This is a genomic window from Desulfotomaculum sp. OF05-3 (assembly GCF_003435535.1).
In the GTDB taxonomy this organism is placed as follows: domain Bacteria; phylum Bacillota; class Clostridia; order Lachnospirales; family Lachnospiraceae; genus Pilosibacter; species Pilosibacter fragilis.
Map to the genome: position 1 here is coordinate 132,043 of NZ_QWGO01000005.1, position 17,268 is coordinate 149,310.

Annotated in this window: 15 protein-coding genes; 13 read left to right on the forward strand and 2 right to left on the reverse strand. The window is 46.2% G+C overall.

Going from position 1 to position 17,268, the window contains the following annotated elements; translation table 11 throughout:
• Positions 1 to 27 precede the first annotated feature (27 nt).
• The 3 genes from DXA87_RS04605 to dusB are packed head-to-tail and all read left to right on the forward strand — an operon-like array spanning position 28 to position 2,160.
• A complete protein-coding gene (locus DXA87_RS04605) occupies positions 28 to 399 on the forward strand; it encodes a DUF6145 family protein (RefSeq protein ID WP_117470040.1) in 372 nt (123 codons plus the stop codon).
• Between the two features lie 22 nt (positions 400 to 421).
• Positions 422 to 1,204, forward strand: coding sequence for a hypothetical protein (locus DXA87_RS04610; RefSeq protein ID WP_117503424.1), 783 nt, complete (start codon positions 422 to 424; stop codon positions 1,202 to 1,204).
• Positions 1,201 to 2,160, forward strand: coding sequence for a tRNA dihydrouridine synthase DusB (gene dusB, locus DXA87_RS04615; protein WP_015552585.1), 960 nt, complete (start codon positions 1,201 to 1,203; stop codon positions 2,158 to 2,160). Before DXA87_RS04610 ends, dusB begins: the two co-directional genes overlap by 4 nt.
• 119 nt (positions 2,161 to 2,279) lie before the next feature.
• Here the strand turns inward: dusB and DXA87_RS04620 are convergent, their stop codons facing one another.
• Positions 2,280 to 3,677 carry an ATP-binding protein gene (locus tag DXA87_RS04620; protein ID WP_117503425.1) on the reverse strand — a complete coding sequence of 466 codons (1,398 nt, stop codon included), beginning with the start codon at positions 3,675 to 3,677 and terminating at the stop codon, positions 2,280 to 2,282.
• Between the two features lie 298 nt (positions 3,678 to 3,975).
• Positions 3,976 to 4,659: a GntR family transcriptional regulator gene (locus DXA87_RS04625; protein ID WP_117503426.1), complete on the reverse strand. Its 684-nt coding sequence runs from the start codon at positions 4,657 to 4,659 to the stop codon at positions 3,976 to 3,978.
• A 334-nt stretch (positions 4,660 to 4,993) separates the two neighbouring features.
• Between DXA87_RS04625 and DXA87_RS04630 the strand changes: the two genes are divergently transcribed.
• The 10 genes from DXA87_RS04630 (at position 4,994) to DXA87_RS04675 (ending at position 17,057) form a co-directional block, all read left to right on the forward strand.
• Entirely contained in the window at positions 4,994 to 6,028 is a 1,035-nt protein-coding gene (locus DXA87_RS04630; protein WP_021905262.1) for a zinc-binding alcohol dehydrogenase family protein, read from the forward strand.
• A gap of 160 nt (positions 6,029 to 6,188) precedes the next feature.
• Positions 6,189 to 7,292, forward strand: coding sequence for a C4-dicarboxylate TRAP transporter substrate-binding protein (locus DXA87_RS04635; protein WP_117470036.1), 1,104 nt, complete (start codon positions 6,189 to 6,191; stop codon positions 7,290 to 7,292).
• A gap of 86 nt (positions 7,293 to 7,378) precedes the next feature.
• Complete coding sequence (locus DXA87_RS04640) at positions 7,379 to 7,888, forward strand: TRAP transporter small permease (RefSeq protein WP_117503427.1); 510 nt, start codon at positions 7,379 to 7,381, stop codon at positions 7,886 to 7,888.
• On the forward strand, positions 7,881 to 9,167 hold the full coding sequence (locus DXA87_RS04645) for a TRAP transporter large permease (protein WP_117503428.1): 1,287 nt from the start codon (positions 7,881 to 7,883) through the stop codon (positions 9,165 to 9,167). The genes DXA87_RS04640 and DXA87_RS04645 overlap by 8 nt, the downstream gene beginning before the upstream one ends.
• Before the next feature lie 420 nt (positions 9,168 to 9,587).
• A complete protein-coding gene (locus DXA87_RS04650; protein ID WP_015552578.1) occupies positions 9,588 to 10,691 on the forward strand; it encodes a C4-dicarboxylate TRAP transporter substrate-binding protein in 1,104 nt (367 codons plus the stop codon).
• An 85-nt stretch (positions 10,692 to 10,776) separates the two neighbouring features.
• Positions 10,777 to 11,307, forward strand: a complete 531-nt coding sequence (locus DXA87_RS04655; protein ID WP_117503429.1) for a TRAP transporter small permease subunit — start codon at positions 10,777 to 10,779, stop codon at positions 11,305 to 11,307.
• Positions 11,307 to 12,593 carry a TRAP transporter large permease gene (locus tag DXA87_RS04660; RefSeq protein ID WP_015552576.1) on the forward strand — a complete coding sequence of 429 codons (1,287 nt, stop codon included), beginning with the start codon at positions 11,307 to 11,309 and terminating at the stop codon, positions 12,591 to 12,593. The genes DXA87_RS04655 and DXA87_RS04660 overlap by 1 nt, the downstream gene beginning before the upstream one ends.
• Positions 12,594 to 12,673: 80 nt before the next feature.
• Positions 12,674 to 13,957 carry a lactate racemase domain-containing protein gene (locus tag DXA87_RS04665; protein ID WP_015552575.1) on the forward strand — a complete coding sequence of 428 codons (1,284 nt, stop codon included), beginning with the start codon at positions 12,674 to 12,676 and terminating at the stop codon, positions 13,955 to 13,957.
• Positions 13,958 to 14,071: 114 nt separating this feature from the next.
• Complete coding sequence (locus DXA87_RS04670) at positions 14,072 to 15,571, forward strand: tagaturonate reductase (RefSeq protein WP_015552574.1); 1,500 nt, start codon at positions 14,072 to 14,074, stop codon at positions 15,569 to 15,571.
• Between the two features lie 7 nt (positions 15,572 to 15,578).
• Positions 15,579 to 17,057 (forward strand): altronate dehydratase family protein, encoded by a 1,479-nt coding sequence (locus DXA87_RS04675; protein WP_117503430.1) that lies wholly within the window; start codon positions 15,579 to 15,581, stop codon positions 17,055 to 17,057.
• The last annotated feature ends 211 nt before the right edge of the window (positions 17,058 to 17,268 follow it).

Here is a 17,268-nt window from a genome sequence, read left to right on the forward strand (position 1 = left end):
TGACAGGAAACGGAGCAAACATATATCATGGCAGAAAACAACAATAAACAGGAAAACATTATCCTCTGCGGCGCAAACTCATACCAGCAGAAATATTACTTCAACGAAAAATTCAAACTTCTTCCGGAAAACATCAAAAAGGAACTTCAGATCATGTGCGTCCTCTTTACTGAGGATGTGGGCGGCATCCTCTTCCTCGAATTCACCCCGGAAGGAAACCTCGAGTTCCGTGTGGAAGCGGAGGATCAGGATTATCTCTTCGATGAGATCGGAAGTGGACTTAAGATCCGCCAGTACCAGAGAGAAAAGAAGGAACTTTTAGAATCTCTGGAGTTATTCTACCGTGTGGTATTTCTCGGCGGCAAGCTGGAAGACCAGCTGGAAAAAGAGGGAGAATAACACCGGTATCGGAGGAAACGATATGAGAAGAGCAGGCTGGAAATGCATACGAAACAAAATAAGCATCTGTGCGGGATATGTTTATAAGGGAAAAGCGAGGAAAACGATGATGGCGGCAGCGATCGGAATTGGAGGTGCTGTACTTTTGAGTCTTACAGACTCCGGAACAGCAGGGATGACTGCCTATGCTTTCAACATTGGTCCGGGCATGGAGGATCACGATATCATATATTATCAGGAGCAGCCGGAAAACAACCCGGCCTACAACAACGGCTGGACTTCCAATGTCGGCCCCGGAGCGTCCGGTTCCAATCCGGGCGGCGGACTCGACAGCGAGAAAGATTACGTGTACTCGAAAGGCCCGGGAAACGAGGCGGCACAGCAGTACGCAAAAACAGAAAACAGCACGATCTACATCCACAATACCTACCGCGGCGGCAGCTGGAGACAGCGGGCTGACGGGAAATGGGCCTTATATAAGCCGGACGGAAATCCGGTCTCGAGTCAGTGGGGCTATGTAGATGGAAAGACATATCTGTTGGATATGTATGGAATCATGCAGACCGGCTGGCAGAATGTCAATGGAAACTGGTACTATTTAAACAGCAAAGGAGCTATGCAGACGGGCTGGCTCTTGAAAGAAGGAAAATATTATTTCCTGAACACGGACGGAACGATGGCATACGGATGGGTCAACTCTCAGGGCAGCTGGTATTACTTCCAGAAACCAGACGGAGACATGTTAACCAACGCTTATGCGCCGGACGGACGGTACGTAAACGCAGAGGGAGTTTTGATTCAATGACGTTAAAAATCGGAAATGTGGAACTTGAAAACAATGTGATCCTCGCCCCGATGGCGGGCGTGACGGACATGCCGTACCGGATCCTCTGCAGGGAGCAGGGAGCAGGTCTGGTGTGCATGGAGATGGTGAGCGCGAAGGCGATCCTCTACAAGAATAAAAATACTCAGGAGCTCTTAAAGGTGGATGAGCGGGAGCGTCCCGTGTCCCTGCAGCTTTTTGGCTCTGATCCGGATATTGTAGCGGATATCGCGGCGAGCCTGGAGGATGGTCCATACGATATTTTCGATATCAACATGGGCTGCCCGGTGCCGAAGATCGTTAAGAATGGTGAAGGCTCTGCCCTTATGAGAAATCCGAAGCTGGTGGAGGAAATCCTCACGAAACTCGTGAAAGCGGTGAAAAAGCCGGTGACTGTGAAATTCCGCAAGGGCTTTGACGATACCTGCATCAACGCCGTGGAGATCGCAAAGATCGCCGAGAGTGCCGGTGTGGCGGCGGTGGCTGTCCATGGTAGAACGAGAGAGCAGTATTACTCTGGAAAAGCTGACTGGAATATCATCCGCGAGGTCAAAAAAGCTGTGAAGATCCCGGTAATCGGAAACGGAGATGTCTTTACACCGCAGGATGCGAAGCGCCTTGTGGAGGAGACGGGCTGTGACGGGATCATGGTGGCCCGGGGTGCGAAGGGAAATCCGTGGATCTTTAAGCAGATCACCCACTATCTCGAAACGGGCGAGCTTCTCCCGAGACCTTCCGTGGAGGAACTGAAAGCCATGATCCTGCGGCATGGCCAGATGATGATGGAGTTTAAAGGCGAGCTGGCGGGAATGCGGGAGATGCGGAAGCACGTCGCCTGGTATACCGCCGGGTATCCGAATTCTGCGGCATTAAGAAATGAGATCAATTCGGTTGCGACACTGGAGGAGCTGACGGAGTTGATCGGGACGAGACTATAAGAAATATCAAAGGGAGATCCGAAGGATAACGGATCTCCCTTTATTCTTGCGTAACAGGGAATTCTGTGAAATTCCCTGTTACAAAAAAGGCACATTCTATAAAAAATGGGGTGATTTGCCTATTGACAACTGCCATAGATATCTGAATAGGAGACGAGAGTCACGTTTCCGAGTTTTTCGGCCATTTCCGTACATCCACTTGTAAAACCGTTTTTCGAAAACAGAAACAGATGTGTGGAGTTGTAGTGGAAAAGCTGGCTTCGATGGACAAGAAGCTCGAGAACACCGAAATCAACGAGATCGTTTGTCCATTTGCATTCGCAAAACAAGGCTGTATTCTTGTCCTGTTCTCCCATGATGTCGATTTCTGTTTGCGCATGTGTGGCTGGATCAGTTCCCCACCAACGCCCAAGCTCCTTGAAGAAAACAGGAGATTTTCCATTTAAGAGAAGCTGCCATAAATATTGGGTGCAGATATCTTCAAAGATTTTTCCCATATAGTCGGAAAGCTGAGGTCTGATCCTCTGATAGGCCAGATCAGATGCGCCGCGGACGATCAGGGAGGCATTATCAGGAATAAACCGGTACCAGAAGCGGAACATGTTGTCCTCAACCGTGTAAATTGTTTTTTTGGAGTTCTTTTCCCCGTAAGGTGTTTCGCGGCGAATTAGTCCCAGAGAGATCAGATTTTTTAAATAAGCAGTACAGGTGCTGCTGTTTTCGCCGACTTTTGTGCTGATTTCCGATAGCTTGGAAGCACCGGAAGCAATCGCTGAGATAATTGCGTTATATAGCGATGGTTCGCGTACTTCCTGTTTGAGAAGATTTTCAGGTTCCTCGAAGAGGGCGGAGGATGAATTTAAAAATGTATTTTTTATGTTTTCATCAACACTCATGGAATCATCCATCTGAAGAAGATATTGCGGGGTTCCACCGGCAATCCCGTAAATCAGGGCACAGTCAGATGGAGAAAAATTTCTGAAATAGTGGCATGTTTCAAAAAAGTTAAAGGGTAAGATCTTAAACTGTGCGGTTCGCCGCCCGTACAGGGGGGCTTTATATGCCAGCACATGATCCTCCATATAAGACATGGAGGAACCGCAAAGGATCAGCATGAGTTTTGAGCGATCTTTATATTGGTCGATTAACAGCTGGAGCACAGAAGAAAAGCTTTTTGATGATCGTGCAACATAAGGATATTCATCAATAACAAGGATGATCCGTTCCTGTTCTGAACGTCTAAAAACATACTCTAATGCTGACTGGAAGGTAAGAAAGACAGATTCAGCAGGATTACGACTGTCTGATTCCAGAATACTTCTGCTAAAGTTTTCAAGGTTCTGCTTTGCGTTGCTTTCAATTCCCATAAAATAAATAGAATTTTTATCTTTAATAAAATGGCTGAGCAATGCGGTTTTTCCAACCCGGCGTCGTCCGTAGACAACTGCAAATTCAAATTTATCCGATCGATATAGTTTTTCAAGAGAGGATAGCTCTCTTTCTCTTCCAATGAACATGATTTCACCTCCGGCTGTTGAACATGTGATCAGAGTACAAACAGGCAAATGACTGAATGGTTACATCTTAATTATAGCCGATAATATCCTCATCGTCAAATACAAAAAAGTCATTTGCATTTTACTTAATCATAAATTAGTTAATTATAATTAAGTAAAATGTATTAAAGAAAATTTACACTGTTTACACGACATACGGACAATAAAACAGTTGTTATCATAGCAAATTTGAAAGAATAAAAAATCCGGATCTGGTTTCTCAGAAGATAACAGATCCGGATTTTGTGGTTTTGAGTGTTTAAAGGGTCATACGATGTGCAAGGCTGCTTACCTCGGAATCAGCGACGAGACGGAACGCGGAAGCTTTTGAACGTTCCAGGTGGTAGATGAGCCGCTCCGCGGCCTTTTCCCAGTCACCCTCCAGACATGGTTCCACGATCGCCGTGTGCTCCTTGAAGGTCGCCTCCAGGCGGAAATTCGAAACATTTCCAGTCATATATCGGAAACGCTCATTCTGTGTCTGGATCGTATCGTAGCTTCTGTTGATAAATTCATTCGGGCAGGCGGACATGAGGAACGCGTGAAAACGGTAATCGAGGTCGTAGAAGAAATCTTTGTCACGATATAGTTCTTTTTCGGGATCCCATTTTTGAAAGATCTCATAGAATTCTTTCAGTTTGGAAACTGAAAGATTTACACCATAATGGGTCAGGATGTATGGCTCATACAGCATTCGGACTTCAAAGGTCATATCAATGTCATTTAATGTCAGAGGACGAACGAGAATTCCGCATTTCGGGCGGATTTCCAAAAGACCTTCCTGTTCGAGACGTCCCAAGGCATCGCGGACAGGCGTCCGGCTTAAGGAGAGCTCTGTTGTCAACTGTTCTTCATTCAAAAAAGTACCCGGCGCATACTGACAAGTCACGATTTTATTTCGGATTGTATTGTATGCAAGGGTTTTCAGATTTATTTTAGGCATAATGGACTCCTGTTTCCGTGAGATAGAGTGGCAGCAACAGACCCGTCAGGTTTTCGAACACCGGATTCTGAATGCAATGTATTCATATTATCATAAAACAAGGCACATTTCAAGAAAGGAAAATCAAAATTCCCGAAATAGTCAACTGGCAATTTGCACAAGTCTGGAATCTGGATTTTGTTGAAATGGACAAATCACATATAACTTTCTTAACAATTATTGACAGCAACGTGAAAAGTATTATAATCTGTTGTATACAACAAAGAATACAACAACTATGATTTTGAGAAAACTATACAGCTGGTAAAATCGTAAAATTAAGGAGGAAACAACGATGAAAGCAATGTATATTGACGCACCGGGTCAGGTTTCTATTAAAGATGTAGAGATGCCGGTAAGAAAAGAAGGAGAAGTTTTATTAAAGATCCTTTATGGTGGAATCTGCGGAAGCGATCTTGGTTCCTACCGTGGAACATTCGCATATTTTGATTACCCGAGAATCCCGGGCCACGAGTTCTCTGCTGAGGTTATCGAGGCAGATGAGAACAACGCGTATGGCATCAAGCCGGGAATGATCGTAACCTGCAACCCGTACTTCAACTGCGGACACTGCTATTCCTGCGAGCACGGAATCGTAAACGCATGTATGGACAACCAGACCATGGGATGTCAGAGAGACGGTGCTTTCCAGGAGTACATCACAATGCCGATCGAGCGTGTGTATGACGGTAAGGGAATGGACGCAAAGACACTTGCAGCAATCGAGCCGTTCTGCATCAGCTACCATGGTGTGAGCCGTGCAAACGTAAAAGAGGGAGACAAAGTCCTTGTAGTCGGCGCCGGTACGATCGGTGTTCTCGCAGCGATCGCAGCAAAAGCGAAGGGCGCTACCGTTTACATCTCCGATGTATCCGCAGGTAAGCTTGAGATGGCAAAGGACTTCGGTGTTGACGGAACCTTATTAAATGATTCTCCAGAAAACTTCGAGAAAGGTGTTGCTGAGATCACAAACGGCAACGGTTTTGATGTGACGATCGAGGCTGTTGGTCTTCCGTCCACATTCCAGAACTGTATCGATGCCTGCTGCTTCGGTGGCCGCATGGTTCTGATCGGAGTCGGCAAGAAGAACCTTGACTTCAACTTCACACTGATCCAGAAGAAGGAATTAAATGTATTCGGTTCCAGAAACGCATTAAAGAAGGACTTCTTAGAGCTGATCGATATCGTGAACGCAGGCAAGGCACCGCTCCACAAGATCATCACAAATACATATGCGTTTGATGATGCTGCAAAGGCATTCGATGACTTTGCGCACAACCCGGGCGATATGTTAAAGGTTGTATTTGATTTTTCCAAGATTTCCAAATAATATGGAATGTTTGCTAAAATAGTGGTAAAATGAATTCACTTTTCAGACACCATTAAAATTAGAACCTTTCCCCGCGCAACGGGGTGAGAGAGCCTTCCGGCTGGTGGGGATCAGACGGAAGGCTTAAATAAATGTTTAATACATTACGGAGGGAAACATTATGAAACTCAAAAAAGTTATGGCATTAACCATGGCAGGTGCTATGGCAGCAACAACACTTACCGCTTGCGGAAGCAGCTCTTCCACAACAGAGACAACAAAGGCAGCTGAGACAACAGCAGCCGCAGCAGCAGATACTACAGCAGCTGCAGCAGCAGATAACGGTTCTTCCGATGCTGAGACAGTTCTTCAGGTCGCTTTCGAGAACTCCATTTCCGAGCCGGTTGGACAGGGCTGGGAGAAAGCTCAGGAGATCATCAAAGAGAAATCCGGCGGCAAGATGGCAATCGAGATCTACCCGGATTCCCAGCTTGGTGATAAGTCTTCCTTAATCGACTCCATGCTTCTCGGCGAGAATGTCTGCACACTTGCAGACGGTGCTTTCTATGCTGACTACGGTGTACCGGATTTCGGTATCGTATTCGGACCGTTCCTGTTCGATTCCTGGGATCAGGTTTGGAAACTGGTTGATTCCGACTGGTACAAAGAGCAGTGTGGCAAGCTTGAAGAAAAAGGCTTAAAGATCATCGCTTCCAACTGGATCTACGGTGAGAGACATACTCTTACAAACGTTCCGGTCAACACAGTTGATGACTTAAAGGGATTAAAGATCCGTGTTCCGTCCAACGAGATCCAGTCCAAGGGCTTCGATGTACTTGGCGCAACATCCACAGGTATGGCACTTGGAGATGTTTATCAGGCTCTTCAGACAAAGACCATCGACGGTGCTGAGAACCCGCTTGCAACTCTGTACGGCAGAAAGCTTCACGAGGTTGCTAAATACTTAATCCTTGACGGACATGTAAAGAACTTCACAACATGGGTTGTATCCGCTGACTGGTTCAACAGCCTTCCGGAAGAGCAGCAGACATGGTTACTTGAGACAGCAGAAGAAGCTGGTGAGTACAACAACGAAGTACAGCAGGCTGCTGACGCTGAGTACCTTCAGAAGATGAAAGACGAAGGCGTAACTGTTGTTGAGCCGTCTGAGGAAGTTCTTGCCGGATTCAAGGAGAAAGCACAGCCGTTCTATGAGATGGGTGCTGACTTTGGCTGGAGCGATGGCCTCTATGACACAGTTAAAAAGGCTATGGGTGCTGAATAATCCATTTTGCAGTAAAAGCATAAAGTAACTGTTCCCGGCGGAGCTGTCCGCCGGGGCAGTTTTCCCTGATAGGAGTCTGAAAATCTATGGATAAGAAAGAAAACAAAGCAGCAGCGATCCTTGGAAATCTTGATATCGTTGTCGCTTCCATTATTCTTGCGATCCTGATCGTCCTGACATTCCTCGGTGTTGTATGGAGATATATCTTCAACGCGCCATTTACATGGCTTGAGGAGGTTCAGACCTCCTGTATGGTCTGGATCGTATTTGCAGGAGCAGGCGCAGCATTCCGCTCCGGCAACCATGTTGCGATCGAGATGATCGTTGACCTGATGCCGAAGAGCATGCAGAAGATCATGGAAATCCTGATTTCCATCGTAGTTGTAGTCGTAATCGGATATCTGTTCATGCAGAGTATCGGTTTCATCCAGGTGTTCGTAAAGAGCGGACGTTCCACAAGTATGTTAAAAATTCCGTATTCTTGGGTATACGGTATCGCGATCGTATCCTATTTCGATATGATCATCAGCTATTTCTACGCCCTGTTCCACGGCGTAAAATCTGAGGCAAAGGAGGCAGCAAGCAGCAATGAGTAATGTGTTAATGTTATCTGCAATTGTGATGCTGGTCCTTCTTTTCTTCAAAGTTCCGGTATTTATCGCTGTCCTCGGCGGTTCCATGGTTTACTTTGTTATGAACCCGGGAATCAATACCGTTATCTTTGCCCAGCAGGCAATCATTGGTACTGAGAAAATTTCTCTTATGGCGATCCCGTTCTTCGTTTGTGCCGGTATCTTCATGAACTACACCGGTGTTACAAAGAGAATCATGGATTTCTGTGAGGTTGTAACAGGACGTCTTCCTGGCGGTCTCGCACAGGTAAACGTACTTTTATCCACCGTTATGGGTGGACTTTCCGGATCCAACATCGCCGATGCAGCGATGGAGTCCAAAATGATGGTTCCGGAGATGACAAAGAAGGGCTTCTCTCTGGAGTTTTCCAGCGTTGTAACAGCTGCTTCCTCCATGATCACACCGCTGATCCCACCGGGAATCGCAATGATCCTTTACGGATGTATCGCAAACGTTTCCATCGGTAAGCTGTTTATTTCCGGTCTTGGTGTCGGAGGTCTCCTCTGCGTTTCCATGATGATCCTTGTAGGCGTTGTCTCCAAGAAACGTGGATATGGTATCTTAACAACAGAGAAATTAACCTGGTCCAAGTTCTGGACCGCTTTAAAACCGGCGATCCTGCCGCTGCTCCTTCCGATCATTATCATCGGTGGTATCCGTATCGGTGTCTTCACAGCTACCGAGGCCGGAGCAGTTGCAATTCTTTACGCTGCATTTCTGGGAATTATCTACCATGAGATGCACGTCAAGGATATGATCCAGGGCTTAAAGGAGACTGTCTGCACGACTGCTTCCATCATGCTCATCGTATCCGCTGCGTCTGTATTCTCCTGGATCCTCACAAAAGAGAGAATCCCGCAGGCGCTGACAGCATGGATGCTTGCAAACATCCACAGCAAATATGTATTCCTGATCGTTGTAAATATCTTCTTACTGATCGTAGGTATGTTCATCGAAGGTAACGCTTCCATGATCATCCTGGTTCCGCTTCTTGCACCGATCGCTGCACAGTACGGAATCAATGAGATCCAGTTCGCAATGATCTACATCTTCAATAACGCCATCGGCGCATTATCACCGCCTATGGGAACCCTGATGTTCGTAACCTGCTCTATTACAAAGTGTAAGACCGCAGCATTCATCAAAGAAGCAGTACCGTTCTACATCCTGCTTATTATCAACCTGATGCTCCTTACCTGGGTCGAGCCGTTTACCACATTCCTTGTAAATCTGTTCTATTAAATAAATACATTGCCGTGTAAAATTCTGAGTTTTCGCATGGTGAAGAAAAACCGTCTTATTGCAATGGTTGTATCAACTTATTGCAAAATAAGGCGGTTTTTCTGATATTTATTTAACAAAAATAAAACTTTAAACAATAAAGAATGTCAATTGGCGTTTTGCACAAGGCAAAATGATTGTATTTGTTAAAATAGACTAATTTAGAACGAATTTCGCAAGACTTATTGACAAAAATTTAAAAAGTATTATAATCTGTTGTATACAACAGAAGATACAACAAAGTATATTTTGAGATATGTGCTGAATGACCAAAACATAAAAGCTTCGAAACTTTCCCCTAAAAGGGGTGAAGGATTCTTCTGGCTGATGGGGATCGGACGGGAGAATAAATAAAAGTAATTAAATTACGGAGGGAAAATTATGAAGTTAAGAAAGGTTATGGCATTAACCATGGCAGGAGCTATGGTAGCAACAACACTTACCGCATGTGGAAGCAGTTCTTCCAAAACGGAGACAACAGCAGCAGCTGAAACAACAGCCGCAGCAGCAGACGCAACAACCGCAGCAGCAGACGCAGCAGCTCCGGAAGGTACAGTTGTAATTAACGTTGGTTATGAGAACGCTACAACAGAGCCGGCAGCAAAAGCAGTTGAAAAGTGGAAAGAATTAGTTGAGGAGAAATCGAATGGCTCCATTGAGTTAAAGCTTTTCCCGAACTCTGCATTAGGTAAAAAGACAGATCTTATCGACCAGATGGTCATGGGTGAGAATACGATCACAGTTGCTGATGGCGCATTCCTTGCAGATTATGGTGTACCGGATTTTGGTATTTTCTATGCACCGTTCATGTTTGACAACTGGGATGAAGAGTGGGCAGTTATCGACTCTGACTGGTATAAGGATCTTTGTGATCAGCTTGCATCTAAGGGCGGTATCCGTGTTCTGTCCTCCAACTGGATCTACGGTTCCCGTGACATTATGTCCACCAAGCAGATCACAACTCCGGAAGATCTTAAGGGCTTAAAGCTTCGCGTTTCTTCCAATGACTTATCCATCACATCCTTCAATGACCTCGGTGCAGCTTCTGTAGGTATGGATATGGGTGATGTATATCAGGCCCTTCAGGCTGGCACGATCGATGCAGTTGAGAACCCGGTTGTTTCTCTTGCAAACCGTTCCTTCCAGGAAGTTGCAAAATATGTAGTTCGTGATGGACACATCCTTGCAACATCTATGTGGATCTGTGGTGAGTCCTTCTACAACACACTTACAGATGAGCAGAAACAGATCCTTTCTGAATGTGCAGATGAGGCTGGTCTCTACAACAACGAGCTTCAGGATGACGCGACTGAAGATGCTTTAAAGAAGCTTGAGGAAGCTGGCGTAACTGTTACAGAGCTTACAGACGAGCAGAAAGCCGCATGGATCGAGGCTGGACAGTACTTCTACCAGAACGATACAGCGAAGCTTGGCTGGAGCGATGGACTGTATGACACAGTAAAAGCAGCAGCAAAGGCAAACTAATAGTTTCATAAAACAGTCAGCAAACGAGCGGGGGACGGGGATTGCTCCCGATCCCCGCTTTTATATGTCGGCTGGGAGGTAAAACATGGAAAACAAAAAGAACTGGAAAGTCATGCTGCTGAACATTGATGTTGTAATCGCATCTGCAGCAATGGTGCTTCTTGTGGCATTGACATTCTCTGGGGTAATTGCCCGCTATGTTGTGGGCCGCCCGTTCGGCTGGATCGAGGAAGTGCAGGCCGCCTTGATCGTATGGGTTATTTTTGGCGCTGCCGGTGCGGCATATCGTACTGCTAACCATGCGGCTATCGAGATCTTCTATGAAATGTTTCCGAAGATGGTACAGAAGATCCTGAATGTTTTCATTCTTCTGGTCAGCATTGGTACTTTATTATTCTTAGCGAAGACAAGTATTGATTATATCAATATGTTTGCGGCAACTGGACGTAAGACAGCAGTTCTTCATTTATCTTATCAGCTGATCTACTGCCTTACACCGATTTCCTGCATATGGCAGCTTTACAACTTTGTAATCGTTAATTTCTTTGGCTACTCTGAAAAAGAAGTCATTGAATCGATCTCAGAAGAAGAATTCGAGGAGGCGAAAAAGAAATAATGAATCACGTTATTGTTATTGCAGCAATTGCCCTTCTGGTTCTGCTGTTTTTAAAAGTTCCGGTATATATTTCGGTTCTCGCCGCTTCGGTAATTTATTTCATTGGAAGCCCGAATGTGAATTCCATGGTATTTGCACAGCAGGTACTGGCAGGATCACAGGGACTGTCCCTTTTGGCAATTCCGTTCTTCGTTATGGCCGGTGTATTTATGAACTATACAGGCGTTACGAGAAGAATCATGGAGTGCTGTAATGTTTTAACTTCTCGTTGGTATGGTGGACTTGCACAGGTTAACGTTCTGTTATCCACACTTATGGGCGGTTTATCCGGATCCTCTCTGGCAGATGCAGCTATGGAATGTAAAATGCTCGTTCCGTCCATGGAAGCAGAGGGATATTCAAAACCGTTCTCCACGGTAATCACCGCAGCCTCCGGAATGATCGTTCCGTTAATCCCGCCGGGAACCGGACTTATCATTTATGCATGTATCTGTAACATTTCTGTCGGAAAACTTTTCGTCGCTGGAATTGGACCGGGTATCGTTCTGAGCGTTACGTTAATGATCTTTACGCGTTTCGTTTCAAAGAAACGCGGATATATGCCGCATCGTACAACCAAGATTCCGGTAAGCGAGAAATGGGCAGCAATCAAACCAGCTATCTTACCGTTGCTTCTTCCAATTATCATCATTGGCGGTGTTCGTATTGGCGTATTTACTGCAACTGAGGCCGGTACGGTCGCAATTGTTTACGCATTGATACTTGGTATCCTTTATCATGAGATGAAGGTTTCTGATTTCGTTAAGGGCTGCAAGGAAACAGTTACGACAACATCCTCCATTATGCTGATCGTAGCGGCTGCATCCTGCTTCTCCTGGATCCTCACAAAGGAGCAGATTCCGCAGACCCTTGCAAGCTGGATGACAAGCGCGATTTCTAATAAGTTTATATTCCTTCTGATTTGTAACGTATTCCTGATTGTTGTAGGAATGTTTATCGAGGGTAATGCCTCCATGATTGTACTTGCTCCTCTTTTACACCCGGTAGCTGTTGCGTTTGGTATCGATCCGGTACACTTTGCAATGGTTTATATTTTCAACTGTACGATTGGTGCTTTTACACCGCCTATGGGAACTTTGATGTTTGTAACCTGTGGCGTTACAGGTTGCCGTACAAAGGACTTCATCAAGGAAGCAAAACCGTTCTACCTGTTATTCCTGATCGATATGCTGGTACTTACATACTTCCCGCCGCTTACAACATTCCTGGTTGACCTGATTTACTAATCGTATTAAAATGAGCTTTTGCGTACGGGATATATCCCGTACGCAAATTTGCTTGAACTTCACAAAGAAAGGAATCCGTTATGAGAGAAAGACAGTTTGTGGCAGACATGGTAAAGGATACCTACGTTCCTAAAATGTTCCGCGTAAAACAGACTTTTCCGCGTCCAAAGATCGAACCGGAAGAGATCCCAGAAATCATTGAAAATTTACTCAACCAAGAGAAATTTGCTTCCCGTGTAAAGCCGGGAATGCGTATTGCAATCACCGCCGGTTCAAGAGGTATCGCTAATAATGCCCTGACAACAAAGTGCATTGCGGATTTTGTAAAATCCAGAGGCGCACATCCGTTTGTAGTACCGGCCATGGGAAGCCATGGTGGCGCAACTGCAGAAGGACAGAAGGCGATTCTTACTGGTTATGGAATTACAGAAGAATACATTGGCTGCCCAATCATTTCATCCATGGAAGTAAAGAAAATCGGTGTAAATGACGAAGGCGGAGATGTCTATATTGATAAAAATGCGGCAGAAGCAGATGGAATTATTTTAGGGTGCAGAATTAAACCGCATACAGCATTTCGTGGCCCGTACCAGAGTGGTATGATGAAGATGATGGCAATTGGACTTGGAAAACAGTATGGAGCAGAGGTCTGCCACGAGGCAGGATTCAAGAATATGGGCAAGAATGTTCCTTTGTTTGGAAAATGCATCATCAAGAATGCTCCGATCCTGTTTGCTGTTCCGACAATTGAAAATGCATATGATGAGACCTGTAAGATTGTTGCTGTTGCTGCTGAAGATATTGAAGCGTTAGAGCCAGGACTTTTACAGGAGTCAGCAGATCTGATGCCAAGAATCCTTGTGGATTCATGTGATGTGCTGATTGTGGACCAGATCGGCAAGAATTTCAGCGGTGATGGCATGGATCCGAATATTACAGGTACGTTCTGCACTCCGTATGCAACGGGTGGAATTGATGCCCAGCGTGTTGCTGTACTTGATCTGAGTCCGGAAACTCACGGAAACGGAATAGGACTTGGATATTCCAGTGCAACGACCAAACGTGTATTTGATCAGCTTGACCTTGCTTCCATGTACCCGAATGCAATCACATGTACTGTCCTTGGAGGCGTTCGTATTCCGATTGTTATGGAAAGCGATAAAGAATGCATTCAGGTATGCATCAGAAGCTGCAATGAGATCGATAAAAAGAATCCGCGTGTTGTCAGAATTCATAATAGCCTTCATATTGATCATATCTGGCTGTCTGAATCTTACTGGGAAGAGGCTCATCATATTCCGGGAATGACGATTGAGTCCGAGCCTGAAGAGATGCCGTTTGATGAAGACGGAAATATGTGGTAAACAACAGCTTTCGATTAAATTATATAGTTTTCAATAAGATGGATAGTTCCTTGCATGATATAAGGAATATTACCCCAATACATTATAAATAATATAGAAAGGATTATAAGAGTTATGGAACGCTTAAATTATGATGTTCTCAAAAAATCTGGTTATGATGGATATGTATTAAAAGACGCACCGGAGAAAGTTCTTCAGTTCGGTGAGGGAAATTTCCTTCGTGCTTTCGTAGATTACTGGTTCGACCTTGCAAATGAGAAGGCAGGCTGGAACGGAAAGTGCTGCCTGGTACAGCCGATCGCTCCAGGTCTTGCAAAGATGATCAACGAGCAGGAAGGTCTCTACACACTGTACCTTCGCGGAAGCGAGAACGGACAGAAGGTAGACGCTAAGAGAGTGATCTCCAGCGTAAACCGCTGCTTAAATCCGTATGAGAAAGAGGATTACGAGAAGATGATGGAGGTTGCTGCAAGCGACGATCTTGAGATCATCGTTTCCAACACAACAGAGGCTGGTATCCAGTATGATCCGTCCTGCAAACAGGATGACTGCCCGCCGTCCAGCTTCCCGGCAAAATTAACTCAGGTTCTCTATCATCGTTACAAAGCAGGAAAGAAAGGTATCATCATGCTTGCCTGCGAGCTGATCGACAACAACGGTAAAGAGCTATTAAAGTGCGTAAACCAGTACATCGAGCAGTGGGGACTTGAGGATGGCTTTAAGAAATACGTAAACGAAGACTGCACCTTCTGCGGTTCCTTAGTAGACCGTATCGTTCCGGGCCGCATCAAAGACGCAAACGAAGTTGCTGAGCTTGAGCAGAAGAACGGCTACGCTGACCCGCTTACAGATGTCGGCGAGGTATTCGGCGTATGGGTTATCGAAGGCGATGAGAAGTTAAACGACATCCTTCCGTTCAAGAAAGCAGGACTTCTTGACAAAGTATTCGTAACACCGGATATGAGCCCGTACAAGAAGAGAAAAGTTAGAATCTTAAACGGCGCTCACACAGGTTTCGTACTCGGCGCTTACCTTGCAGGCGAGAACATCGTTCGTGACTGTATGCATGACGAGGTCATCAAGGGCTTCATGAACAAGATGCTCTACGATGAGGTTATCCCGACACTTCCGCTTGACAAGAACGACTTAATGCAGTTCGCATCCGCAGTACAGGATCGTTTCAACAACCCGTTCGTTGACCATGAGTTAATGAGCATCTCCTTAAACTCCACATCTAAGTGGAAAGCAAGAAACATGCCGTCCTTCCTTGAGTACATCAAAGAGACCGGTAAGCTTCCGGAGTGCCTGACCATGTCCTTAGCAGCTTATATCGCATTCTACAGCAATGATATCCAGGCTCTGACAGACGCAGGTCTTGTTTGCAAGCGTCCGGCCGGCAACGAGTACACCGTAAGCGATGACAGATGGGCACTTGAGTTCTACTATGCGCACAAGGATGACTCCGCAGAGGCTCTTGTAAACGCAGTTCTCACTAACGAGAAGATGTGGGATCAGGATCTCACAAAGATCGCTGGTCTTGAGGAGAAGGTTGTCGCTGACCTTAAGAAGATTCGCACGGAAGGAGCAAAGGCTGCATTTGCAAGCTGCCTTTAATTAACATATGAAAGTAATTCAGATTTCCAGACTGGATAACGTAGCGGTCGCTCTTCACCCAATTAAAAAAGGTGAGGAGGTCACTGCAGGCGGCATCACAGTCACAGCGCTTGAGGACATCCCACAGGGCCACAAGATCGCGTTAAAACCGATCAAAAACGGTGAGAATATCGTCAAATACGGCTTTGCCATCGGTCACGCGACAGCAGACGCAGAGGCCGGTGCATGGATGCACACCCACAACGTGAAGACAAATCTGGAAGGAGAGATGGAGTATACCTATACTCCGTCCCTCGACTTCCCGGAAAAAGTTGAGCCGGAGACCTTTATGGGCTTCCGCAGAAAAGACGGCCGCGCGGCGATCCGCAATGAGATCTGGATCATCCCGACCGTAGGCTGTGTCAATGATATCGCAAAGAAAATGGTCCGCGACAATCAGGATCTTGTGAAAGGCACCATTGACGGACTCTATACATTCCCGCATCCGTTCGGCTGCAGCCAGACAGGGGCAGATCATGCACAGACAAGAAAGCTTTTGGCAGCCCTTGTCCGTCATCCGAACGCAGCCGCAGTTCTCGTATTGGGACTTGGCTGTGAGAACCTGACCCACGAGCAGTTCCTGGAAGAGCTTGGCGATTACGACCATGATCGTGTAAAATTCCTGACCTGTCAGGAAGTGGATGATGAGTTTGAGGCAGGAAGAAAGCTTCTTGAGGAATGTTCCGCATACGCGGCGCAGTTTGAGAGAGAGCCGATCCCGGTCAGTGAGCTTGTTGTCGGCATGAAGTGCGGAGGCTCCGACGGACTTTCCGGCATCACCGCAAACCCGACTGTCGGACGTTTCAGCGATATGATGGCAGCCAGAGGCGGTTCTACTGTGCTTACAGAGGTTCCGGAGATGTTCGGAGCGGAAGGTTTCTTAATGAACCGCTGTGTAAATAAAGAAGTATTCGACAAAGCCGTCAACATGATCAACGGCTTTAAGAACTACTTCATCAGCCACCACGAGGTCGTATACGACAACCCGAGCCCAGGAAACAAGCAGGGCGGTATCACTACCCTTGAGGATAAATCCTGCGGATGTGTCCAGAAGGGCGGTACAGCCCCGATCATGGACGTTATCGGCTACGGTGATCCTGTTGTCACAAAGGGACTTAATATGCTTTACGGACCAGGCAATGATCTGGTATCTGCAACAGCCATGACGGCTGCCGGAGCGCACATGATCCTGTTCACAACAGGTCGCGGAACACCGTTTGGTGCACCGGCTCCGACCTTAAAACTGGCGACAAACAGCCAGCTTGCGGAGAGAAAGAAAGGCTGGATCGACTTCGATGCCGGTCCGATCGCTGACGGCGAGACCATTGATGATGCTGCGAAGAGACTTCTGCAGCTTGTGATCGAGGTTGCCGGCGGAAAACAGACAAAGGCTGAGGAGAAAGGCTTCCGCGAAATCTCCATCTTTAAAGACGGTGTTGTGCTGTAATAACAGCTTCACAATTTTTTATGTTTCCCTTATAGAGACACCTGCTTTCCGGTCAGAGATGGCCGGAGGCGGGTGTCTTTTGTAATATAGGAAATTCCGTGGAATTCATTTTACGGAGCATCCGAAAAAGCCGCTTGCGGCAGGTTCTGTGGGCGTCCGCGTGGGATCGTCCTATAGTGACATACTCCCTCCACTTAGCTAACACTTGAAG